This is a genomic window from Synechococcus sp. CBW1002 (assembly GCF_015840915.1).
Lineage (GTDB): Bacteria > Cyanobacteriota > Cyanobacteriia > PCC-6307 > Cyanobiaceae > CBW1002.
The window spans coordinates 1,224,264-1,241,680 of record NZ_CP060398.1; the positions used below are offsets into that span (position 1 = coordinate 1,224,264).

The 17,417-nt window shown below is 60.5% G+C and carries 16 protein-coding genes and 2 pseudogenes; 11 read left to right on the forward strand and 7 right to left on the reverse strand.

All coding sequences use genetic code 11. The features are described 5' to 3' along the window. Nucleotides 1-47 precede the first annotated feature (47 nt). From H8F24_RS05865 to H8F24_RS05895, 10 genes and pseudogenes are all read left to right on the forward strand, one after another. The gene (locus H8F24_RS05865) at nucleotides 48-1,598 is read left to right on the forward strand and encodes an IS5 family transposase (RefSeq protein WP_197155761.1); all 1,551 of its coding nucleotides are present in this window, start codon (nucleotides 48-50) and stop codon (nucleotides 1,596-1,598) included. A 101-nt stretch (nucleotides 1,599-1,699) separates the two neighbouring features. Next, nucleotides 1,700-1,870: pseudogene (locus H8F24_RS19240) on the forward strand (IS3 family transposase); the annotation flags it as partial. Nucleotides 1,871-1,971: 101 nt separating this feature from the next. After that, the gene (locus tag H8F24_RS05870) at nucleotides 1,972-3,519 is read left to right on the forward strand and encodes an IS1182 family transposase (protein ID WP_197169597.1); all 1,548 of its coding nucleotides are present in this window, start codon (nucleotides 1,972-1,974) and stop codon (nucleotides 3,517-3,519) included. A gap of 145 nt (nucleotides 3,520-3,664) precedes the next feature. Beyond that, a complete protein-coding gene (locus H8F24_RS05875; protein ID WP_197171376.1) occupies nucleotides 3,665-3,862 on the forward strand; it encodes a hypothetical protein in 198 nt (65 codons plus the stop codon). Between the two features lie 30 nt (nucleotides 3,863-3,892). After that, nucleotides 3,893-5,488 (forward strand): IS21 family transposase, encoded by a 1,596-nt coding sequence (gene istA / locus H8F24_RS19245; RefSeq protein ID WP_197169867.1) that lies wholly within the window; start codon nucleotides 3,893-3,895, stop codon nucleotides 5,486-5,488. Further along, nucleotides 5,403-6,170, forward strand: a complete 768-nt coding sequence (istB, locus tag H8F24_RS05880) for an IS21-like element helper ATPase IstB (protein WP_231598236.1) — start codon at nucleotides 5,403-5,405, stop codon at nucleotides 6,168-6,170. The genes istA and istB overlap by 86 nt, the downstream gene beginning before the upstream one ends. A 310-nt stretch (nucleotides 6,171-6,480) precedes the next feature. Further along, nucleotides 6,481-6,867, forward strand: coding sequence for an integrase core domain-containing protein (locus H8F24_RS05885; RefSeq protein WP_370594800.1), 387 nt, complete (start codon nucleotides 6,481-6,483; stop codon nucleotides 6,865-6,867). Nucleotides 6,868-7,019: 152 nt separating this feature from the next. After that, a complete protein-coding gene (locus H8F24_RS05890; protein ID WP_197169629.1) occupies nucleotides 7,020-8,156 on the forward strand; it encodes an IS5 family transposase in 1,137 nt (378 codons plus the stop codon). Nucleotides 8,157-8,354: 198 nt separating this feature from the next. Continuing rightward, nucleotides 8,355-8,864, forward strand: a complete 510-nt coding sequence (locus H8F24_RS19250; RefSeq protein WP_197170293.1) for a transposase — start codon at nucleotides 8,355-8,357, stop codon at nucleotides 8,862-8,864. After that, entirely contained in the window at nucleotides 8,840-9,919 is a 1,080-nt protein-coding gene (locus H8F24_RS05895; protein ID WP_231597923.1) for an IS3 family transposase, read from the forward strand. Before H8F24_RS19250 ends, H8F24_RS05895 begins: the two co-directional genes overlap by 25 nt. Before the next feature lie 178 nt (nucleotides 9,920-10,097). Here H8F24_RS05895 and H8F24_RS05900 read toward each other — a convergent pair. Next, nucleotides 10,098-11,743, reverse strand: a pseudogene (locus H8F24_RS05900) (IS3 family transposase). Nucleotides 11,744-11,979: 236 nt separating this feature from the next. Then, complete coding sequence (locus H8F24_RS05905; protein ID WP_197171378.1) at nucleotides 11,980-12,462, reverse strand: PIN domain-containing protein; 483 nt, start codon at nucleotides 12,460-12,462, stop codon at nucleotides 11,980-11,982. Between the two features lie 217 nt (nucleotides 12,463-12,679). On the opposite strand from H8F24_RS05905, the gene H8F24_RS05910 reads away from it, so the two are divergent. Continuing rightward, nucleotides 12,680-13,633 carry an IS1595 family transposase gene (locus H8F24_RS05910; RefSeq protein ID WP_197171380.1) on the forward strand — a complete coding sequence of 318 codons (954 nt, stop codon included), beginning with the start codon at nucleotides 12,680-12,682 and terminating at the stop codon, nucleotides 13,631-13,633. 55 nt (nucleotides 13,634-13,688) lie between these two features. Here H8F24_RS05910 and H8F24_RS05915 read toward each other — a convergent pair whose 3' ends face one another. The 5 genes from H8F24_RS05915 to H8F24_RS05935 all read right to left on the reverse strand — a co-directional run bounded on the left by H8F24_RS05915 (nucleotide 13,689) and on the right by H8F24_RS05935 (nucleotide 17,100). After that, entirely contained in the window at nucleotides 13,689-14,024 is a 336-nt protein-coding gene (locus H8F24_RS05915) for a type II toxin-antitoxin system PemK/MazF family toxin (protein ID WP_197171362.1), read from the reverse strand. A 405-nt stretch (nucleotides 14,025-14,429) separates the two neighbouring features. After that, entirely contained in the window at nucleotides 14,430-14,657 is a 228-nt protein-coding gene (locus H8F24_RS05920) for a type II toxin-antitoxin system HicA family toxin (RefSeq protein WP_197171382.1), read from the reverse strand. 2 nt (nucleotides 14,658-14,659) lie between these two features. After that, nucleotides 14,660-14,869, reverse strand: a complete 210-nt coding sequence (locus tag H8F24_RS05925; RefSeq protein ID WP_197171384.1) for a type II toxin-antitoxin system HicB family antitoxin — start codon at nucleotides 14,867-14,869, stop codon at nucleotides 14,660-14,662. Nucleotides 14,870-15,193: 324 nt separating this feature from the next. Beyond that, nucleotides 15,194-16,249 carry a transposase gene (locus tag H8F24_RS05930; protein WP_231598136.1) on the reverse strand — a complete coding sequence of 352 codons (1,056 nt, stop codon included), beginning with the start codon at nucleotides 16,247-16,249 and terminating at the stop codon, nucleotides 15,194-15,196. Then, complete coding sequence (locus H8F24_RS05935) at nucleotides 16,249-17,100, reverse strand: site-specific integrase (RefSeq protein WP_231598137.1); 852 nt, start codon at nucleotides 17,098-17,100, stop codon at nucleotides 16,249-16,251. The genes H8F24_RS05930 and H8F24_RS05935 overlap by 1 nt, the downstream gene beginning before the upstream one ends. Nucleotides 17,101-17,417: the final 317 nt, after the last annotated feature.

The following is a 17,417-nucleotide window of genomic DNA, read 5'->3' on the forward strand; positions in this document are numbered from 1 at the left end:
CCGTGAATCAGGCAATCCGTGATTGCCTTTACTCCTGATCGTTCCATATGTACCGGAGGCACAATAACGGTCAGATCTCAATCAAGGAGTTCCACCTGCCATTTGGCGGCACACTTGATCCCGAGAATCGCTGGGTTCAACTGGAGGGGCTGATCCCATGGGATGAGCTGGAAGAAACCTATGCCCCTCAATTCAGCGCCACAATTGGCGCTCCAGCCAAATCAGTGAGAATGGCCTTTGGTGCTCTCTACATCAAACAGAAGTTAGGGCTCACCGACGAAGAGACAGTCCATCAGATCAGAGAGAACGCCTATATTCAGTTCTTTCTCGGCTTTGCGGGCTACACAGCTAAGGCACCGTTTGATGCCTCGATGATGGTGCACTTTCGCAAGCGTTTTTCTGACGAGGATCTGCGCCGTATCAACGAGCTGGTGGTGCAGCGCGGCAAAGAGATCCTTCTGGAAGCACTTGCTCAGGCAGCAGACGATGACGACCATGATGATCGTGATTCCAGTGGAGGAGGCGCTCAGCTAGAACTTGATGCGTTGATCAAGCCTGCTGACTGGCCAGAAGGAAAGAATTGGGGCACTCTCACGATTGATGCCAGTTGCACTCCAGCCGACATCACCTATCCCAGAGACCTCAAGCTCCTCAACGAGGCTCGCACAACGACCGAGCGAGTCATTGATGATCTGTGCAGTCAGTCATCGGGATTCAGGAGACATCGACCTCGCTACGACCGTGGCCTTGCTCGTGCTCATTTCCTGAGAGTGGCGAAGCAAAAACGACCACGTCGCCGCAAAGTGAAGGCTGCCATTAAACATCAGCTTGGCTATGTGCGGCAGAATCTCAAGGCCATTGATGCTCTGATCGGCTGCGGGGCAAGGCTTTCCGAGCTTAAGAGGCATTGGTGGCAGAAGTTGTTGGCCTGCAGCGAGTTGGAGCGGCAACAGGGCCTTCTGCTCGCCTCTCAGACCAACAGCATTCCAGACCGCCTGGTGAATCTTGTGCAGACCCATATCCGCCCAATGGTGCGAGGCAAAGCACGTGCTGCGGTGGAGTTTGGAGCCAAAATCAGTGTTTCGGTTCAAAACGGCTTTCCGTTCTTGCACCGCATAAGCTGGAACCCCTACAACGAAGGAGAAGACCTTATCGCTCAGGCGGAAAAATACAAGCTGGATACAGGATCTTACCCAGAGCGAATCTGCGCCGACCGGATTTATATCACGGCCAAGAATAGGCATTTCTGCACGAGGAACGGTATTCGCCTCTCCGGCAAGCGATTGGGTCGCCCGCCCAAGGATCCTGATGTCACCACTGCACACAAGCACCAGCTCCGATCTGATCAAGCTCGACGCAATGAAGTGGAAGGCGTCTTTGGCTCTGGAAAGCGCAAGTATTCCCTGGATCTGATCATGGCTCGTCTACCAGCTGGTGCCGAATCCTCCATCTCGATGGCCTTTGTCGTGATGTGCGCGGAAAAGGTCTTGAGGCTGCTGCGCCTCTTTTTTGTCCTTCTTTTTGGGTGGATCTACAGCTTTTTTATGGCCTGGTCAGCGATCAGAGCGCCTGAGGGCATCTGCAAGCCATGCTTTTGAGATCTGGCCGACTTGATGTCACCGCGCTTGCCAGCCTGATTAACGCGAAGCAAACGGACGAATCCGGCGCCGATGGGCCGAGAATCTTTTTCAGGAGTCCCTACCGGGTGTTGCACCAGGCAGGGCAGTGTCACCGACGTGGGCGGGCCCGGTTGCCGCAGGAACCGCGCTCCGTGCCGCGCCTCAGGGCGGATGGCCCAAACCGGGTTTGGAGCTGGGACATCACCTATCTGCCGACCACAGTCCGGGGTGTGTGGCTTTACCTCTACCTAGGAGCCTGTCGCGCATAGATCAGCACCCAGTCTCTCCACAGCCGCCCATCAATCTGCCCAGATCCCAGTGACTGCAATGGATCTGGGCGATACACTCGGGCATGCAGAAGCGCAAGACCTTTCGCCCCTGGCAGCCGCAGCAGGCCACCCTGCTGCCGCCGTCACCGCGTGAGTGGCTCTCAGAAGACCACCAGGTGTATTTCCTGCTGGACCTGGTGGATGAGCTGGATCTCTCCGCGATCCTCGTACCCGCTCAGGCCAAGGACCCCCGCGGAGAGAAGGGATTCGATCCACGCATGATGACGATGCTGCTGCTTTACGCCTACTGCGTGGGCATCGTCTCCTCCAGGAAGATCGAGCGGGCCTGCTACGAGGATCTGGCATTCCGCGTGCTGACCGGCAACCAGCAGCCGGACCACAGCCGAATCAGCGAGTTCCGCCGGCGCAACCTTGATGCCCTCAAGGGCCTGTTTATTCAGATCCTGCGCCTGTGCCAGAAGGCGGGGATGGTGAGCCTGGGCCATGTGGCCCTCGATGGCACCAAGGTGCAGGCCAATGCCTCCAAGCACAAGGCGATGAGCCACGAGCGGATGCTCAGGGCGGAGAAGGAGCTCCAGAAGGAAATCAACGCCTTGATCCGCAAGGCCGAGATCCTGGATGCCCAGGAAGACCGGCGCTACGGCAAAGGAAACCTGGGCAGTGAACTTCCCGATGAGCTGCGCCACAAGCAGGGCCGCCTCGCAAAAATCCGTCAGGCCCGCAAGGAGATGGAGGCGGAAACCGCTGCAGCTGCAGCGCGGCAGCGGCAGGAGGAAGCCGAGAAGGCCAGAGCCAAAGCGACCGCAGCCGAGGAATCGGATGGATCGGCCCCTGAGCAGGCCGAGCTGAACAGGAAAGCGGAAGCCGCAGCGGCAAAGGCAGCAGCGGCGGGGGACAAAGCCATCGAGGCCGCCGAGAGCGCTGGCCTCGAGCCACCAGATCTGGAGCCACTCGCCTCTGACGCGATGCCCAGGCGTGGTCTGGCGAGAAAGGCTGACGGCACACCGACGGCCAAGACCCAACGGAATTTCACAGATTCCGACAGCCACCTCATGCAGTCCGGCGGCACCTACCTGCAGGGCTACAACTGCCAGCTGGCGGTCGACAGTGACCACCAGGTGATCGTGGCGGTGGGCGTCAGCAACCAGCCACCGGACGTGGAGCACCTGGAGCCCATGCTGGAGCGGATCGCCGCCAGCGCCGGTGAACTGCCGGACGTGATGACGATGGATGCGGGCTACTGGAGCGACGACAACGCAGGTCACTGTGAGGACCTTGGCATTGACGCCTACATCGCCACCGGCCGTCTGCCGCATGGGAAGCCGCCACCGCCACAGCGAGGACCGCTGCCCAGAGATGCCGACGCCAGAACCCGCATGGCCCGCAAGATCAGAAGCAAGAAGGGATCCAGGATCTACGCCCAGCGCAAAGCGATCGTGGAGCCGGTGAACGGCCAGATCAAGGAAGGCCGGGGCCTGCGGCGGTTTCTCTTGCGGGGCCTGGAGAAGGTCGATGGTGAATGGCATCTGATCGCTGCCACCCACAACCTGCTCAAGTTGTTCCGGTACAGGCGATCACAGCAGCAGCTCTGGGCAGCAGCGACGGGATGAGGGGTAGAGACCCTGGCAATGCCGCCAGGGCTGAGTCAACCTCGCCCCAATGAACCAGCTCAGCGGGAGAGGTAGACCTCAGAGCTCACCTCACCGGGATTCGTCGTGACCAGGGGCTCGCTGCTCTATTGGCAACAAACTCCTAGTGGTCGACGTCTGGAGCCGCAAGGTGGTGGCCTGGGATATGGCTGAGGTGGAATCGGCTGAGATCGCGGCGGATCTGGTGCAGCGAGCCTGTCTCAAGGAGCGTTACCGCCGCCCAAGGGGATGTGGCGCCTATCCGGCGACAATCTGGTTGAGGGGCGCGCCAAACAGGTTGACCGCTCCTGAGGGGCTCTGCTGAATCCGGTTGCCATGCGCAGGGCACCGGCTCATGCCTGCTCCCCTCACCGCTCAACAGATTGCGCTGTACATGTCCAAACGACGAGCCGGCAGCCGCCAGGAGGTGGCTGCCGCAGCGGCGGGCATTTCGGTGAGCAGTGCCCACCGCATTGATGCTGGCCGCCTCCAACCCAAAGCCGCCAAGCCCCGTGGCCGGCGGCGGCCCGATCCATTGGCTGAGGTCTGGGAGCCCCTGTTGCTGCCGCTTCTGGAGCGCCATCCAGCCCTGACGCCCACCACCCTGCTGGAGCACCTGCAGGAGCAGAAGCCAGATCAAGACTGGAGTTCGCTCAAACGCACCCTGCAGCGGCGGGTGCAGCAGTGGAAGGCCTTGCACGGTCCAGCGCCGGAGGTGATGTTCCCGCTGGCCTACCAGCCTGGAGAGATCGGCTTCTGCGATTTCACCCGGCTGAAACGGGTGGCGATCACCCTGCGCGGCGAACCATTTCCCCACCTGCTGTTCCACTACCGCCTGGCCTGGAGCGGCTGGGCTTATGGGCAACTCATCCATGGTGGCGAGAGCTTTGTCGCCCTTTCAGAAGGGCTGCAGAACGCCCTGGCCGCCTGCGGTGGGGTGCCCAAGGAGCTGCGCACCGATCGACTGTCGGCCGCCAGCCGCAATCGGGATGGCAGCTACGCCCTCGACATCACCCCCCGCCACCAGGCGCTCTGCGCCCACTACGGCCTCAGTGCCAGCCGCAATAACCGCGGCGTGGCTCACGAGAACGGCATCATCGAGGCTCCCCATGGCCATGTGAAACGTCGGCTGGAGCAGAAGCTGATCCTGCGGGGCAGCTGCGATTTCGAGGAGCCCGCCGAATACGCCCAGCTGCTCGCTGAGGTGTTCTGTGCCCTCAACGCCCCCCGGCAGCAGCGTTACGAGCAGGAGCTGGAGCACCTGGGGCCCCTGCCGGCCTTCCGCTTTGCCGACTACGAGCTGCTCACAGTGCGGGTGCGCAGCACCAGCACGATCGAGGTGCGGCAGGTGATCTACTCAGTGCCGCCCACCCTGATCGGCCGCCAGGTCATGGTGCGGCTGCACCACGACCGGCTGGTGGTGTTCCTGGGCAGCGACTGGGTCTGCCAGCTCCCCCGCCTCTATGGCGCCTCTGGTGGCAAGCGGGCCTGGTGCATCGATCTGGAGCACCTGATCGATGCCCTGCGGGCCAAGCCCCGGGCCCTGCTCCATTGCCGCTACCAGCGCTACCTCTTCCCTGATTCCCGCTGGTGGGACTTCTGGCAGCAACTCCTGGTCGGCGGTGACCGTGACGCCGCTGCCCGGCTGATGGTCGAGGCCCTGTATGTGGCGGTGCGGGTGGCCTCCTATGCGCTGGTGCTCGCCTTCCTGGAGCAGGCCCAACGCCGCCAGACCCTTTCGCTGTCGGCTCTGCAGCAGCGATTCCGCGTTCCTCCCCGTTGCCAGAGCCTCCCCGATCCCGCCATCCCCCAACACCTGCTGGCTACCTATGACCACCTCGTCCCCATGCCCGCGCTCTGCGGCGGTGGAAGCGGCGCTGCCGCTCCTGCTCAAACAGCTGAAACTGGCGCGCTTCCGCAGTCACTGGCAGCCGCTGGCCGATCAGGCTGATGCCCAGGGCTGGAGCCCGGGCCAGTTCCTCTACGCCCTCTGTGAGCAGGAACTGGAACAACGGCAGATTGCCCGCCAGCAACGCCTGCTGCGCGGTGCCCATCTCCCGTGGCAGAAAGGTCTCGATGGCTTTGACCACCAGCACCTCGAGCCCCACCACTGGCAGGAGCTCCAAGGCCTGACGCGGCAGACCACCTGGCTCCTGCAGGCGGAGAACCTGCTGCTGTTTGGTCCCAGCGGTGTGGGCAAGACCCACCTGGCCATTGCCATCACGATGGCGATGGCGGCGCAGGACCAGGCCTGCCGCTTCTTCCCGGCCACCACGCTGGTGCAGCTGCTGCAGAAGGCCAAGGCGGCCTACGACCTGCCGGCGATGCTCCAGAAGCTCGATCGCTATGCCCTGCTGGTGATCGACGACATCTCCTACGTGCGCCGCAGCGAACTGGAGACCTCGGTGCTGTTTGAGCTGATCTGCCACCGCTACGAGCGGAAATCCCTGCTGGTGACCAGCAACCAGCCGTTCCGGGAGTGGGACGACATCTTCCCGAGCGGATCGATGACCGTGGCCGCGGTGGACCGGTTGGTGCACCACTGCCACATCATCGGGATCAAGGGCGAGAGCTACCGGCAGAAGGCAGCTGCCGCAAGGGTTTCCAAGGATTCCAGCAACCCGCCAACGTAATTGACGCGGACGTCATGGCCGCCACGATCAACGGCAACACCGGCCCAGCCCGGCAAAACCAAGGCGGCGACACGAAAACTGGCCCTCTCGCCATGAGATTGAGGCCAGAACCACAACTTGATTGACGCGCCACGACAGCCATGGGCACGATCGAGGCCCCATCAGGATTTCAGGCCTGGTGCCGCAGCAAAATTCAACCGGCTCACCGGTCAACCTGATTGGCACAAGCCATCAACCTGATTGACACGGGACAGGCGCCAACCAGTCCACCCCCCTGCCGCTGATCCTCCATGCCGACAACGGCAATGCCATGCGCGCCGCCACACTCGAGGCGCGGCTGGAGGAGTTGGGTGTCCTGCGGTCGTTCTCTCGGCCCAGGGTTTCGAATGACAATCCCTTCTCGGAAGCCTTGTTCCGCACGTTCAAGTACCGGCCCGACTACCCCAGTCGGCCGTTTACCAGCAAAGAAGAGGCGTGTGAGTGGGTGTCGGCGTTTGTCGACTGGTACAACCATCAACACCGCCACAGCGGCATCAAATTCGTGACGCCTCACCAGCGTCACAGCGGTGCCGCGAAGGTAATTTGCCAGCAGCGAGCCAATGTCTACGAGAAGGCCCGTCAGGCCCATCCAAGACGCTGGAGCCGAAGCACCCGCTGCTGGCGTCAACCCGAAGAAGTGTGGATCAACAAGCGGTAACTTTCAGGGAAGGTGTCACTCCTTGGCTGCCATTTAGACGGCCTCGGTTCCCCCTGCGTCAGGAAAGAAGTCCGCTCGGTCTGACCCATCCACTAGGAGTTTGCTGAAAAACCCGGCCATCTCTGCGAGAATGGGCCAGCTGTCCAGCCCAGATGCGAGGTCAACGGGAGCGCAGCGGCTCCCTGTTCTCCTACGTGTCGATTGAGGATCGGATCCCGGCCGGCCATCCGCTGCGGCGGATCCGCAAGCTGGCCGATCAGGCCCTCGATCGCCTCAATCCCACCTTCTGTGATCTGTACGCCGCAGAAGGCCGGCCATCAGTGCCGCCGGAGCAACTGCTGCTGGCCTCGTTGCTGCAGGCGTTCTACGGCATCCGCTCGGAGCGGTTGCTGCTCGAGCAGCTCCACTACAACCTGCTGTTCCGCTGGTTTGTGGGGCTGAGCCCAGATGATCCGATCTGGCATCCCACCACATTCACAAAAAACCGGGAGCGGCTGCTGAACGAGCAGGTGATGGGGAAGTTCCTGGAGAAGCTGATGGGTGCTCCGGAGGTCAAGCCGCTGCTCAGTGACGAGCACTTCTCCGTCGATGGCACCTTGCTGCAGGCCTGGGCCTCCCATGCCTCACTGGAGCGGATCGATGGGCAGGACGATCCGCCGCCACCGCCGTCAGGCCCTGGCGAGGGTTTTGGCGCTCCAAAGCCCGGCAAGAAGCGAGCGAAAGGGGATTTCCGAGGCATCAAGCTCAGCAACAAGACCCACCGCTCCGGCAGTGATCCCGACGCCTTGCTGGCCCGGAAATCCAACGCCCACCCGGCTCAACCGAGCTACCGGGGTCATGTGCTCATGGACAACCGCCATGCCCTGATCGTCGATTGCAAGGTCACGCAAGCCACGGGCACCGGGGAGCGGGATGCCGCCAAAGCCATGGCCGCGGATCGTCCCGGTGCCCACCAGAAAACCATCGGTGCCGACAAGCACTACGACACCAGGGGCTTTGTCGCCGAGATGCGCCGCATCGGCGTGACGCCGCACGTGGTGCAGAACACCGCCCGATCTGGTGGTTCCGCCATCGATGGCCGCACCACCCGCCACGTGGGCTACGCCAAGTCGATCCATGCCCGCCGCGGCATCGAGAAGGTGTTTGGCTGGATCAAACAGTGGGGAGGTCTGCGCCAGTTCAAGCTGCGCGGCACCGAGAAGGTGAGTGCGGTGTTCGGCCTGAATGTGATCGCCTACAACCTGATCCGCCTGGGCAACCTGCTCAAACCGGCGATGGCGGCGGCGTGAACAGGTGGTTGCCCAGAAGTGTGCCCAGACGGCAGTGATCAGGGAGCCCCAAAGGGGCAAAACACACCAAAAGGGGAGCTCTGAGCCGCTGAAACTCTGAAAACCAGACCGAAATGAGCTGCACCAGCTCTCAGGAGGGAAAAACGCTGCTTCTCAGGCGGTTTTTCCGCAAACTCCTAGGGGGCCAAACCGAGGACCATGAAACCGATTTATGACCAGGCCGTGCGGGCTGAGATCCGCAATCGCATGAGCCCGCCCAACCGAGAGAGCGTGGCCGAGATCGCTCGCTCCACCGGCATCACTACCCAGACCCTCTACAACTGGCGCAGTCAGTGGCAGAAAGAGGGCCAGCTGGTGCCGGCCACCAGCAAGCCGCCGGAGCAGTGGGGCGCATCCGACAAACTGGCCGCCGTGATCCAGGCCGCAGGCCTCAGCGGCCCCGATCTCGGCGCTTACTGCCGTGAGCGGGGCCTCTACCCCAAACAGCTTGCCCGATGGCGCCAGGCCGCTGAGGATGCCAATGGCCCCAGCGCGCCGACCATGACCGACCACAGGGATCTACAGCGCAAAAACCAGGAGCAGGCACGCCAGATCCGGCGCCTTGAACGTGAGTTGCAGAAGAAGGAAAAAGCTCTTTCGGAGGCGGCAACATTGCTGATGCTGTCAAAAAAGCTCGATCAGCTTTGGCTGCAAGAAGAGGAGTCCTGATTCCGTCAGAGCAGAGAAATAAAGCCATGGACTTTCTCCATGAAGGCCTCAATGCAGGAGCTTCCATCAAGGCTGTTGCTGATCTGATCGGCATCTGTTCACGCACTCTGCGGCGCTGGGGGCTTGATATCAGCGGCCAGGGATTCAGTGTGGACCACCGCAAGGGTGCCCCACGTGAAGTGGCTCACAGATTCACGGCAAAAGAGCGGCAGCGGGTGATTGACTCCGTCAATGATCCGCGCTTTGCCGATCTTGCGCCTGCTCAGATCGTGGCCATTCTTGCTGAGGAGAGAATGTATGTGGGTTCAGAGTCGACGATCTATCGCATCATGCGGCAGGAAGGCCTGCTGAATCATCGTGGCAGGGCCCGCTCTCCCCGCGAGCCAAGACCAGTCCCGGTGCTGGAGGCAACAGGAGTTTACCAAGTGCTGGCCTGGGATATCACCCTGTTGCCCGGCCATGTCAAGGGTCAATTCTACTACCTCTACATGGTGATGGATGTGTGGAGCCGCCGCATCCTTGGAGTGGAAGTGCATGAGCGCGAATGCAGCGTGCTCGCCAGCGCATTCTTTGATCGCGTTTGCCGCGATGAAGGAATCAACAAGGAGACTGCTGCGGTCCTGCACTCGGACAATGGCGCCCCCATGCGCTCATTCGCCTTGGCGGCCAAGATGGCGGAGCTGGGTGTTTCGCTCTCGTTCTCCAGGCCGCGCGTCAGCAACGACAACGCCTACGCTGAATCATGGTTCCGTACCATGAAGTACCACCAGAGTTATCCGCTACGGCGCTTCCGGGAACTGCTCTCGGTAAAAGCCTGGGTGGATGGCTTTGTCGAGTGGTACAACGCTGAGCACCGGCACAGCGGCATCAAGTACGTGACGCCCAATCAGCGGCACTACGGCCAGGCCGATGGGATCTGTGCCATCCGGCAGAAGACCTACGAAGAAGCTCGGCAGAAGAATCCGCAGCGCTGGAGTCGTCACATCCGTGACTGGAGCCAGCCACAGGTTGTGAGCATCAACCATCCCCGTCCGCAGCAACCTATCGCTACTTGACCCTCAACAATCCAGGCCCCCGTGGCTGTCCGATGGCGCCCCTCGGTGGGCGCCATCGGACACAGCCGCGAACAGGGGCCGGACGCCCCAACCCCGACCAAAGACAGCCATCGATGACAACGACACCCCGGCCACGGCGACCCTGAACCTCAACCCGCAGTACACTCAAGTTCGGTGCTCAGCTCAGCACCCCGAGCGGACAACTTCCCTGATAGGTCCCGGTTAAGGGTAGCGCGAGGATCGGATCGGGTTCCTCTGGTGGCTTGTTGATCCACACTTCTTCGGGTTGACGCCAGCAGCGGGTGCTTCGGCTCCAGCGTCTTGGATGGGCCTGACGGGCCTTCTCGTAGACATTGGCTCGCTGCTGGCAAATTACCTTCGCGGCACCGCTGTGACGCTGGTGAGGCGTCACGAATTTGATGCCGCTGTGGCGGTGTTGATGGTTGTACCAGTCGACAAACGCCGACACCCACTCACACGCCTCTTCTTTGCTGGTAAACGGCCGACTGGGGTAGTCGGGCCGGTACTTGAACGTGCGGAACAAGGCTTCCGAGAAGGGATTGTCATTCGAAACCCTGGGCCGAGAGAACGACCGCAGGACACCCAACTCCTCCAGCCGCGCCTCGAGTGTGGCGGCGCGCATGGCATTGCCGTTGTCGGCATGGAGGATCAGCGGCAGGGGGGTGGACTGGTTGGCGCCACATCCCCTTGGGCGGCGGTAACGCTCCTTGAGACAGGCTCGCTGCACCAGATCCGCCGCGATCTCAGCCGATTCCACCTCAGCCATATCCCAGGCCACCACCTTGCGGCTCCAGACGTCGACCACTAGGTAGAGGTAAAGCCACACACCCCGGACTGTGGTCGGCAGATAGGTGATGTCCCAGCTCCAAACCCGGTTTGGGCCATCCGCCCTGAGGCGCGGCACGGAGCGCGGTTCCTGCGGCAACCGGGCCCGCCCACGTCGGTGACACTGCCCTGCCTGGTGCAACACCCGGTAGAAACTGCTCTCGGAGGCGATATAGAGGCCCTGATCCGCCAGCGCTGGCACGATCTGCCCGGGCGGAAGCGAGGCGTACTCCGGTTGGTTGCACGTCAGCAGGATCCGCTGGCGCTCCTCCTCCGTCAGCCGGTGAACGACCAGGCGAGGACTTCCTTTACGGCGGTCCTCGCCGTCCCCATCACCCAGAAAGGCCTTCCGCCATCGTTTGAGGGTACGCAGGCAGATGCCGATCTCACCGCATGCGCTCACCAGGCCGGCTCCAGCCGCATGCGCCTCGCCGATCAGCTCGATCACCTTCCGCCGGTGCGCGGCGCTGGTCAACCTTCCGCGTCCTCCGAGCAGAAGGCATCCCACTTTTTTCGCAGCACCAGCAAGGCCGCCGCCTCCGCCAGGGCCTTCTCCTTGCGCTGCAGCTCCTTCTTGAGTGCTTTGATCTCTCGCTGGTCCTGGGCACGGAGCCTTTCGAGCTCCTTTTGCTCGGCCATCGTCAGCACCGGCTTGGCGTTGGCATCCTGAGCGGTCTGACGCCAGCGGCTCACCTGCTCAGGAAAGAGCCCCCGCTCGCGGCAATAGGCACTGAGCTCAGTGGCGTTCAACCCGGCCGTCTCCAGCACCACCGTGAACTTGTCGGCAGCACTCCAGCCATCTGGTTCCTTCTGAGATGCCGGCACCACCTCTCCCTGCAACCGCCACGTCTTCCTCCATTTGTAGAGGGTGATCACGTGGATGCCCAGCTCTTCTGAAATCCGGGCCACGCTCTGCCTGTGCGGCGGGCTCATCCGCCTTCTCACATCAGCCTTGACGGCCTCGCTGTAACGACGCATTGGTCATGTCCTCAAGCCCCCGGATGTACGGATGAGAGGGGTGACATCTTTCCTGAAACCGGGGGCAAGCCACCAGAGGAACCCGATCCGATCCTCGCGCTACCCTTAACCGAGGCCGTCTAAATGGCAGCCAAGGAGTGACACCTTCCCTGAAAGTCACCGCAGGTTGTAGTTCGATTTATGCCTGAATAGGCGTTGCAAGCACTGATATACAGGATCGTTATTCGTTGGATTCTCTAGTATCTTCTGGATTTTCTCGTTAACCCTTTTTGCTGCTTTGTTATTTCTTCCTTCTGCTTTCTAATCATCTTCATTGCCTGAAGGCCGGCAACAATGGCTGGCCCGCTAAGTTTGTTCCAATCCGGTGAGCCAAAACTGTTAAGCGACTCAATGATGGCCTCTTGCCTGTGCTTCTTGTATTCCATTTCAACTTGAGAAGTGATGATTAGGCGATTTTTGCATGCCTCAAGCTGCTTCAGGTATTCAATACTGATATCACTGTTTCTAATCCGATAGAAATCAAGCAATACGTTTGTGTCTACGAATAGAAGCGCGTCCAGTATTGCTGCCTGCTTGGCTGCCTTGGCTTTCTTGCTCGTAGAGAGAGGCTTTGCTGCTTTCTCTGCCTGAGAAGGCTGTGATGGATTGCTTGAGTTCTTCGGCTGAGGGGTATTAGTGACGGGTGGGTCAATGGGAGGGCTGACATCTTCGCCTTGCACTGCCAGTCCTCGCCTAAGCTTTCGATGACTATAGGTCTTCTTCCAGTGAGTTGCCTTGATGATGCCTTGGCGCAGGAGGCATAACGCTGGCCATCACCGGCCCGCAGAAAGCTTCTGGTTCGGGATCTCGTTGGGCTTTGGGAAATCTTGATTACCCAGCTCGCTCCGTGCAGGCCATTTGTCCCGACTAGAGTGGTACACAGATACTGTTCTGGCCATGGCGCGCAACGGCATCCAGTTCCAGAAGGGCCTGTCTCTGCCTGAGTTCCAGCGGCTCTACGGCACAGAGGAGCAATGTGAGGCTGCTCTGGAGAAGGCTCGCTGGCCGGATGGGTTCCGGTGCCCTCGCTGCAATGGGCATGAGCATGGCCTGGTTTACGGCCGACGACTCAAGCGCTACCAATGCCGCAACTGCAGCCATCAGACAACACTCACGGCCGGCACGATCCTGCAGGCCACCAAGCTCCCTCTGACAAACTGGTTCCTGGCCTTTTATCTGATCGGCCAGGCCAAGAACGGGATCTCCTCGCTGGAATTGAGTCGTCACCTGGGCGTCAACTACGACACCGCCTGGCTGCTTCACAACAAGATCCTGCGGGCGATGAGCGAACGGGAGGAGGAGTATCTGCTGCGGGGAAAGATTCAGATAGATGATGCCTACCTCGGCGGAGAACGCACTGGCGGCAAGGTGGGTCGCGGATCAGAAAACAAGATTCCGATCGTGGCAGCCGTCTCGTTGAACGAGTCCGGCCATCCGATCCACGCAAAGATCGCGCCGGTGAATAGCTTCAGTTCAGAGGCGATCGCTAACTGGTCCTTGAATAATCTGACTCCCGGTAGCGATGTACTCTCCGATGGCCTGGCCTGCTTCCGCGCCGTGACCACGGCCAACTGCCACCACAAGGCGAATGTCACCACCGGCCAGCACCCCAACGACCTGCCGCAGTTCCGCTGGATCAACACCCTGCTGGGCAACCTAAAGACCAGCTTCAACGGCACCTTCCATGCCTTCAACTTTGACAAGTACGCCAAGCGCTACCTGGGCGGCTTCTGCTTCCGCTTCAATCGGCGCTTTGCCATGGCTGAGATGACCGAGCGCATCGCCAATGCAGTCTGCTGCTGCATGCCTTGCACGGAGCGGGATCTCAGGCTTGCGGAGGCTTATGGGTAATCAAGTGGGAAATTGAAGGTGGCGGGTCAGGTGCATGGCTGTGTTAGCCAGGCATCTACACAGCGAACATCGCCTGAAGAACACTCAGCAGTTCATTCAGCGTAGTCTCCGACAGACTCCCCAACCGCTTGACTAGACGGTCTCTGTCTACAGCTCTCAGCTGATCAGCCACAACATGGCCGTCCTTGCCATCAAACCTGCAACGCACACGAAATGGGTATGGATGGCCGCCAGTTGTGAGCGGCGCAACAATGAAAGTGCGAAGGTGAGCATTAAGCTCGTCCGGCGACACTACGGCACAAGGCCTCGTCTTCCTGATTTCAGATCCTCGCGTGGGATTCAACGCGACAAGGAAGATATCGCCTCTTGAGACGTGTTCTTCAGTCACCATGACCACTCTTCGTCATCAAACTGGGTGGCGCTCATTTCATCCAGAGGTCCCTCTGGCTCCAAAGACGATGCCGCCTCTGCCCAGCCAGCCCTCGGATGAGCGGATGGCCTGATGGTCAGAACCCCTGGAGCCGCTTCGATCTCGACTTCGTCAGCGAGCCCCGCAACCTCAAGCAGTGGCTTGGCGAGGCGGATCCCTCTCGAGTTGCCGATTTTGACCAGCTTCGCTCGCACCACGACTACACCCAGCACACGTGCTCACATTGTGGCCACGGTGGCGACTTCCGCGCATCCCCCTGCTCTGTCTAACGCTGCCCCTGAGTGGCAGGCTGGGAGCCTGCGGTGTCGAAGAAGATAGTTTGCGGAGGCCTGTCCACTCGAGGGGCTGGTTGGCCGGCCTCTTCGCTCAAGAAAGCAGCTCCTCTAGTTCATCTCTGGTTTGCTCAGTATCACGAAGGATTTTGGAAAGCAACCCAGGTCCCAGCGTTTCACCAGAATGAACAGGGACTACAGTCGTTCGCCCGTCGGGATGTCGCAGAAAATGATGACTTCCCTTTATTCGCAGAACTTCAAAGCCAATCCTTCGAAGGGCCAGGATGAGCGCCTTGCCTGTGACGGCGGAGTAAGTTGACACGTCTAGACGGTCACTCGCTGAACACCAACGAAGTCAAGTTGTTCAACTATTCCGTCCTGAACCTCTAGGCAGAGCTCAATAGCTTCTCTGATCCGGCCCATCAACTCATCAAGAGACTTAGCCTGTGTGTGGCACCCGGCTAGAGCGGGCACGCTCGCAACATAAAAGCCCTCTGAGTCTCTCTCAACCACCACATCGAACTGCTTTGCCATGGGAGTCACCTGCGTCCACTCACGATAGCCCCGCCACAGCCTGTCGGTAGCTCTTCACTGGGACCGGCCAACCGAAGTTGAACAAGCCTGCAGTTCTGGGGCCCAGGGGCTTACTGCAGAAACATCTGGCCGTTTTCCACACTGGCTTTATCTTCTGCCATGGGTAGAAACACCTGTCCTGCCTGAACCAGAGCTGTGATGACTGGTTCCTGCTCAGCTTAGGGGCGCAGTCCAGCCTCCAGGCCAGTTCTCTCCTTCTGAACCAGCCTGGATGGGGCAAGCAGGGCTATGGGCAGGCTTATCTTGCGCTCCTTCCTTGAGCGTTTAGCTGAGCAGTGGTCTCATGCCTCGCACACGAACAGCGAGGACTTCCATCACGCCGCCGCACTGGGGACACAGCACCGCTGGCTTGTGGCTCGGCTCAGTGCGATCGGGCAACACGACCCTCAGCAGGAGTTGCACCAACTGGATGAGGCGCTTGCCGTTGGCATGCCGCAGGCCAAAATCACGTACACGCCGAAACCGCCTTGGTAGTACATGCCGCAGCAGCAACCAGAGGAAGTCACCACCTGAGATGGTCTGGATGATTTCCTTTCCCGCATTGTCCTTGGTGCGGAATGTCACCATTCCATCCTCGTCAGAGAGAATGTTCTTCTCCGGCAGCACACCACGGTACAGGTAGCGGCCAAGATAAATCAGTGCCTTCTCGCCACGGCCTACTGATTTGCAGTGCACCACCCACTCTCGTGGGATCGTGCTTTTCACCTGCAGGCCCAACTGCCGCATCCCCTCAAACCATTTCGCACGGAATACCCTGGCAAGGCTGGCCTCAGGAAACAGATAGCCCTTGGCCTTGCTGCGCCATTCCCTTCTTTGCTCATGAATCGCACCTGCAGGCACAATCAGATGCACGTGGGGATGGTAGTCAAGCCGGCGGTTGTGCGTGTGCAGCACTGCGTGCGCTCCGATCTTTCCCCTGAGCTTTGGATCACGGCGAGCAAAGGAATCGATCGTTTGCCAGCACGTTCTCAGCAGCAGATCATAGGTTGCTCTTTGATGCTGCCAGAACACCGGCCTCAGCTCAGCCGGTACCGTGAAGGTGATCAGGAAATACTCCACCGGCAGCAGCTTGGCTCGTTGTCGTTCAATCCACTGCTGGCTTTCATGATGCTGGCAATGGGGGCAACTGCGATGGCCGCAGGAATGGGGGATCTTGACACTGTGCTCACAATTGGAACATTGCAGCACCATCAGGTCGCTGCCTTGACGGCGGCAGCGTCGCATCGCCTGCAGGGCCTGGCGATGACTCGGCAGTAGCTGAGGGCCATGAAGACGCTCCAGGTCTCCCTGGTAGCGCTCCACCAAGTGAGAGAGAAGCATCATGACTCCTCCGCCCAGCGCAGCTGGAAGCCATTCAGCAGTGTTTCAATGCGATCACCGGTGTGATCGCGCACCACCTGGGTGATGTGGGCGTAGCGGGCCGTGGTGTTGCTATGGCTGTGGCCGAGCAGGGACTGGATCAGGCGCAGGTCCATCCCCTGCTCCAGCAGGTGGGTGGCATAGGCATGGCGTAGTGAGTGCACCGTGAGCCGCTTCTCGATCCCACACTCCAGGCGGGCTGCTCTGAGAGCTGCCTGCACGCCGCTGGCATCCATCGGTGCACTGGTGATCCGCACGATGATCTGGCTGCCGGCCGGACTGGGAAAGAGCAGCCGCGGATGGCGGTGGGTCGTCCAGAAGCGACGCATGGCCTGCAGCGTCAGCACCGGTATCGGCACGTAGCGATCCTTGCCGCCCTTGCCATCGCGGATGTGCACGCGCCGCTGGCTGCCATCAATGTCCGCCACCTCCAGCGCCAGGCCCTCGCCGATTCGCAGGCCAAGGCTGTAGACCACCAGCAGAAATATCCGGTAGCGCAACTTGCGCACCGTGTTGATCAGCCGATGCACTTCCTCGCGGGTGGGAACATCAGGCAGACTGCGCACACGTGGCGGGCGGATGATCTTGATCCATTCCATCTCGCGATCAAGAACATAGCGGTGGAAGAACTGCAGACTGCAGAGATCAACCTTGATCGTGCTCCACGAATACTGCTCCAACAAGGCAGCGAAGTACCCTTTCAAGTCATCAGGGCTGAGATCATCGGGGCAACGGTCGAAGTGGCCAGCCACACGACGCAACGTTCGGCTGTAGCTGTCAATCGTCTTGCTGCGTAAGCCGTGCAGCCTCATCGCTTTTACGTTAGCGTCAAAGAGGCGATCAAAGCGCTCCTGTTCGGTACTATTCATTGAGCTGGCTTCCCGTTGGGAAGATGAAGGGAATCAGCGCATCAGTAGATGCGCATCCCTCAGTGGCTTCCCGGAATCAGTCGCCAGCCGCAACCCAGCGGGGACTGCTCAGCTCTCGCCCTGAGCATCACCCTGTGTCATCCCCGCAAGGCCCCCGGTTTCAGGAAAGATGTCACCCCTCTCATCCGTACATCGGGACTCCTGAAAAAGATTCTCGGCCCATCGGCGCCGGATTCGTCCGTTTGCTTCGCGTTAATCAG

Bases quoted from the DNA above. Each gene is read 5' to 3' on its own strand.
- H8F24_RS05865 (WP_197155761.1), top strand. From the start codon at position 48: ATGTACCGGAGGCACAATAACGGTCAGATCTCAATCAAGGAGTTCCAC.
- H8F24_RS05870 (WP_197169597.1), top strand. From the start codon at position 1,972: ATGCAGAAGCGCAAGACCTTTCGCCCCTGGCAGCCGCAGCAGGCCACC.
- istA (WP_197169867.1), top strand. From the start codon at position 3,893: ATGCCTGCTCCCCTCACCGCTCAACAGATTGCGCTGTACATGTCCAAA.
- H8F24_RS05885 (WP_370594800.1), top strand. From the start codon at position 6,481: ATGCGCGCCGCCACACTCGAGGCGCGGCTGGAGGAGTTGGGTGTCCTG.
- H8F24_RS05890 (WP_197169629.1), top strand. From the start codon at position 7,020: ATGCGAGGTCAACGGGAGCGCAGCGGCTCCCTGTTCTCCTACGTGTCG.
- H8F24_RS19250 (WP_197170293.1), top strand. From the start codon at position 8,355: ATGAAACCGATTTATGACCAGGCCGTGCGGGCTGAGATCCGCAATCGC.
- H8F24_RS05910 (WP_197171380.1), top strand. From the start codon at position 12,680: ATGGCGCGCAACGGCATCCAGTTCCAGAAGGGCCTGTCTCTGCCTGAG.
- H8F24_RS05915 (WP_197171362.1), bottom strand. From the start codon at position 14,024: ATGGTGACTGAAGAACACGTCTCAAGAGGCGATATCTTCCTTGTCGCG.
- H8F24_RS05925 (WP_197171384.1), bottom strand. From the start codon at position 14,869: ATGGCAAAGCAGTTCGATGTGGTGGTTGAGAGAGACTCAGAGGGCTTT.
- H8F24_RS05930 (WP_231598136.1), bottom strand. From the start codon at position 16,249: ATGCTTCTCTCTCACTTGGTGGAGCGCTACCAGGGAGACCTGGAGCGT.
- H8F24_RS05935 (WP_231598137.1), bottom strand. From the start codon at position 17,100: ATGAGGCTGCACGGCTTACGCAGCAAGACGATTGACAGCTACAGCCGA.